Origin of the sequence: Erythrobacter sp. (assembly GCF_038133525.1) — a bacterium.
In the GTDB taxonomy this organism is placed as follows: domain Bacteria; phylum Pseudomonadota; class Alphaproteobacteria; order Sphingomonadales; family Sphingomonadaceae; genus Qipengyuania.
This window is the reverse complement of record NZ_JAYPTL010000183.1, coordinates 362-1,599: the sequence shown is the minus strand read 5'-3', so window position 1 is coordinate 1,599 and position 1,238 is coordinate 362. Positions and strand designations below refer to the sequence as shown.

Sequence of the window (1,238 nt, the reverse complement as noted above, 5' to 3'; positions counted from 1 at the left end):
GTGTCACCACCCCGCCGATGAGCGCGCAGGATCTGGTGACCATGCCGCGCCTCGGCGGTCCGACCGTGAATGCGAGCGGGGATCACGCGGTCTATGCAGTCACCTATACCGATCCCGAGACGCTGAAGCGTACGCCCAAATATTATCTGCTCGATCTGGCCACCCCCGGTGCCGCACCGGTTGAAATCAGCCTCGGGCTGAAGGGGTCCGACCTCACCTTCGGGCCGGACGATATGCTCTATTTCCTGAGCAGCGAGAGCACCGACGAAGACGCAGAGCCGCTCTCGCGCGTGTGGCGCGCGGCGCTCGAGGCCAATGGCAATGTCACCGGCCCGATGCTGGTCGCCGACATTCCCGGCGCCGACATTGCAGGCTTCAAGCTTTCACCGAAACTCGATGCAATCGTAGTCTGGGCCGAGATCGCGCGCGATTGCGAAGCTTTCGGCTGTGAAGAGGACACCGCGCCGATTGGCAGCGGGCGCCTCTATGAAGGGGATGCGGGCTTCTACCGCCACTGGGATACCTGGGCCGAGCCAGGCTACTACAACCGCACCTTCGTCTTCGGCTTGGAAGACGGCGTGGCAGCGGGTGACGGCACCCCGCTCGATGGCGGCGATGCAGAAGGCGCGCTGGTCGGCGACACCCCCACCAAACCGTTCGGCGGTGGCGAGGACATCGCTTGGGCACCCGACGGATCGGGCGTCTATTTCGTCGCACGCCGCGCCGGTGCGGGTGAGCCTATGTCGACCGATCTCGATATCTACTGGTCCGACCTGTCCGGCGCCGCTCCGGTGGAACTGACCCTCGCCAATCAGGCGCATGATGCGACCCCCGTGCCCTCGCCCGACGGCAAGTGGCTCGCATACCTCGCTATGGCGCGCCCCACTTACGAAGCCGACCGGCTGGTGGTGCAGCTGCGCAACCTCGAAACCGGCGAAACCCGCGCGCTGACGCAGGATACCGACCTGTCGTTCGGCAGCCTGACGTGGAGCGCCGACGGCACCTATCTGCTCGCAACCGCAGCAGATGTGCTCGACACCCCCGTATTCCGCATCGATCCGGCGACCGGCGCGGTCACCGAACTCAATCTGATCGCAGGGAATGAAGCGCATATCGGCAATGTCACCCCGCTCCCGGGCGAGCGGATGCTGTTCACGCGCGACTCGATCGGGGTTCCGGCCGAGCTTTATCTCGCCGAGGGCATGAACGAGGCGAAGCCGCTCACCGATGTCGTCACC

1 protein-coding gene is annotated in these 1,238 nt (G+C 65.3%); it reads left to right on the top strand.

The features are described 5' to 3' along the window. Nucleotides 1-17 precede the first annotated feature (17 nt). Nucleotides 18-1,238 (top strand): TolB family protein (locus AAFM29_RS17805; protein ID WP_371830772.1); only part of this gene is annotated, 1,221 nt, incomplete at its 3' end.